We start from the raw sequence: 4,212 nt of genomic DNA, 5'->3' as shown, positions 1-4,212 counted from the left end.
AAATATCAGCAGCAGGCACATCACCAATACACTCAACTGTAATACCAGCTGGGTTAGATGCTGTAGGCGCAATTGTATCACCAACAATAATAGTTTGCGTTACGTTAATTGAGTTGTTACAATCATCTGTAACACTATAAGTTCTTGTAATCGTTTCAGGACAAGATTGACCATCCGAGCTATCGCTTACAAAAGCAACAACAGGTACTGAACAGTTATCAGCTGCATCTGTTACTACTGAAATATCAGCAGCAGGCACATCACCAATACACTCAACTGTAATACCAGCTGGGTTAGATGCTGTAGGCGCAATTGTATCACCAACAATAATAGTTTGCGTTACGTTAATTGAGTTGTTACAATCATCAGTAACACTATAAGTTCTAGTAATCGTTTCAGGACAAGATTGACCATCCGAGCTATCGCTTACAAAAGCAACAACAGGTACTGAACAGTTATCAGCTGCATCCGTTACTACTGAAATATCAGCAGCAGGCACATCACCAATACACTCAACTGTAATACCAGCTGGGTTAGAAGCTGTAGGCGCAATAGTATCACCAACAATAATAGTTTGCGTTACGTTAATCGAGTTGTTACAATCATCTGTGACACTATAAGTTCTCGTAATCGTTTCAGGACAAGATTGACCATCCGAGCTATCGCTAACAAAAGCAACGACAGGTACTGAACAGTTATCAGCTGCATCCGTTACTACTGAAATATCAGCAGCAGGCACATCACCAATACACTCAACTGTAATACCAGCTGGGTTAGATGCTGTAGGTGCAATTGTATCAGCCACCGTAATTGTTTGCGATACAGACGATGAATTGTTACAGTCATCTGTAAATGTCCAAGTACGTGTAATAATTACATTACAAGGATTTGAATCATCTGTCACATCAACACCAGTAACCGTAATATCTCCAGAACACTCATCCGTTGCTGTTAAATCACCAGCAGCAGGTACATCACCAATACACTCGTAAGCAATATCAGCAGGTGCACTAGGTGCAGTAGGAGGTGTTGTGTCTTCAATTGTGAAAGTAGCACTTACAGAGCTTGAGTTACCACAACCATCAGTAGCTGTAAAAGTAACTGTAGCAGAACCTGTTTCACCACAATCATCAGATAATGCTGTAAAATCATGAGACCATGAAATTGCTGAACAATCATCAGTTGCTGTTGCACCACCATTAGTATCTAACCAATTGTTTAAATCAGTTAAGTTACCAGAACCATTACATTCAACAGTTTCATCGGAAGCTGGAGTAATTTCAGGTGCTTCAGTATCTTGAATAGCATATGATGCAGTCGTAGAAATTGAATTACCACAAGCGTCAGTAGCTGTAAATATTACTTCAATAGCAGCAGAGCAATCAGAAGCTGTTCCGCCATAGTTATTAGTCCAAGTCACCGTGCTACAGTTATCTGAAGCAACTGCACCACCATTGTTATTTAACCAGTCTTCAATAGCACCATTATTACCAGAACCATCACATTCAATTGCAATATCACTAGCAGGTGTATCAATAGTTGGCGCAATAGTATCAGTTACTGTAATAGTTTGCGATACGGAAGATGAATTATTACAATCATCAGTAAACGTCCAAGTACGTGTAATCACCACATTACAAGGATTTGTATCATCTGTAGTATCCACTGCGGTAGCAACAATATCACCAGTACAGTTATCAATAGCAATCAAATCACTAGCAGCAGGTACATCACCAATACACTCATAAGTAATATCGGCAGGAGCACTAGGTGCTACTGGAGGAACCGTATCAGTTATTGTAATAGTTTGCGATACGGAAGATGAATTATTACAATCATCAATAAACGTCCAAGTACGAGTAATCACTACATTACAAGGATTTGTATCATCTGTAGCATCCACTGCGGTAGCAACAATATCACCAGCACAGTTATCAACAGCAGTTAAATCACCAGCAGCAGGTACATCACCCACACACTCGTAAGTAATATCAGCAGGAGCACCAGGTGCTACTGGAGGAATCGTATCAGCCACTGTAATTGTTTGAGATACAGAAGATGAATTGTTACAGTCATCTGTAAATGTCCAAGTACGTGTAATTACAATATTACAAGGGTTAGTATTATCTATACTGTCAACAGCAGTGGCAACTATGTCGCCAGAGCAAATATCTGTAGCAGTTAAATCACCAACAGCAGGTACATCACCAATACACTCATAAGTAATATCGGCAGGCGCACTAGGTGCCGTAGGAGGTGTTGTGTCTTCAATTGTGAAAGTAGCACTTACAGAGCTTGAGTTACCACAACCATCAGTAGCTGTAAAAGTAACCGCAGCAGAACCTGTTTCGCCACAGTCATCAGATAATCCAGTGAAATCGTTTGACCATGAAACAGCAGAACAATCATCAGTTGCAGTAGCACCACCATTAGTATCTAACCAATTGTTTAAATCAGTTAAATTACCTGAACCATCACATTCAACAGTTTCATCGGAAGCTGGAGTAATTTCAGGTGCTTCAGTATCTTGAATAGCATATGATGCAGTCGTGGAAATTGAATTACCACAAGCGTCAGTAGCTGTAAATATTACTTCAATAGCAGTAGAGCAATCAGAAGCTGTTCCGCCATAGTTATTAGTCCAAGTCACCGTACTACAGTTATCTGAAGCAACTGCACCACCATTGTTATTTAACCAATCTTCAATAGCACCGTTATTACCAGAACCATCACATTCAATTGCAATATCACTAGCAGGTGTATCAATAGTTGGCGCAATAGTATCAGTTACTGTAATAGTTTGCGATACGGAAGATGAATTATTACAATCATCAGTAAACGTCCAAGTACGAGTAATCACTATATTACAAGGATTAGAATTATCAGTAACGTCAACACCAGTAACCGTAATGTTACCTGAACAATCATCTGAAGCAGTTAAATCACCAGCTGCAGGTACATCACCAATACACTCATAAGTAATATCGGCAGGAGCATTAGGAGCTGCTGGGGCTTGAGTATCTTGAATTGTAAATGTTGCTGAAGTTGAAACAGCGTTTCCGCAGTCATCAGTAGCAGTAAATGTCACTGTAGCTGAACCAGTTTCTCCACAATCATCAGATAATCCAGTAAAATCATTAGTCCATGTTACATTTCCACATATATCAGTTGCTGTTCCACCACCATTAGTATTAAGCCAATCATTTAAATCGGTTGTGTTTCCAGATCCATCACATTCAACTGTTAAATCAGTTGCTGGAGAATCTAAAGTAGGAGGTACTAAATCAATAATAGTAAATAATGCTGTAGTTGAGCTCGAATTGTTACAATCATCTGTAGCTGTAAATCGAACTAATGTTCTAGATGTTTCACCACATTGGTCTATAACATTTAATATTTCATTTGTCCAAGTCACTGTTCCACAATTATCTGTAGCATTTGCTCCAGCATTTGTATCTAACCAAGCTTGGAATTCATTCGTATTACCTAATCCATCACATAATACAGTTTGATCTGCACCAACAGTAGTAATAGTAGGCGCAATAGTATCAGCTACTGTAATAGTTTGCGATATAACTGTTTCATTGTTACAGTTATCAGTAAATGTCCAAGTACGTGTAATAACCACATTACAAGGATCTGAATTATCAGTTGAATCTGAACCAGTCACAGTAATGTCACCAGCGCAGTTGTCAGTAGCTGTTAAATCACCAGGAGCAGGAACATCTGTTAAACATTGGTAAGCAATGTCAGCAGGTGCACTAGGAGCCACAGGATCAATAGTATCAGCTACTGTAATAGTTTGAGAAATAACTGTTTCATTATTACAGCTATCAGTAAACGTCCAAGTACGCGTAATAACCACATTACAAGGATCTGAATTATCAGTTGAATCTGAACCAGTCACAGTAATGTCACCAGCGCAGTTATCAGTAGCCGTTAAATCACCAGGAGCAGGAACATCTGTTAAACATTGGTAAGCAATGTCAGCAGGTGCACTAGGAGCCACAGGATCAATAGTATCAGCAACTGTAATAGTTTGCGAGATAACCGTTTCATTATTACAGCTATCAGTAAATGTCCAAGAACGTGTAATAACCACATTACAAGGATCTGAATTATCAGTTGAATCTGAACCAGTCACAGTAATGTCACCAGCGCAGTTATCAGTAGCCGTTAAATCACCAGGAGCAGGAACATCTGTTAAACATT

Annotated in this window: 1 protein-coding gene; it reads right to left on the bottom strand. The window is 39.3% G+C overall.

Going from position 1 to position 4,212, the window contains the following annotated elements; translation table 11 throughout:
* On the bottom strand, window positions 1-4,212 hold a 4,212-nt coding region (locus HGK31_RS14615; protein WP_191861105.1), incomplete at both ends, for an HYR-like domain-containing protein.

Source organism: Hanstruepera ponticola, assembly GCF_012931685.1.
In the GTDB taxonomy this organism is placed as follows: domain Bacteria; phylum Bacteroidota; class Bacteroidia; order Flavobacteriales; family Flavobacteriaceae; genus Hanstruepera; species Hanstruepera ponticola.
The sequence above is the reverse complement of the archived record's forward strand: the minus strand, read 5'-3'. Positions and strand labels throughout refer to the sequence as shown.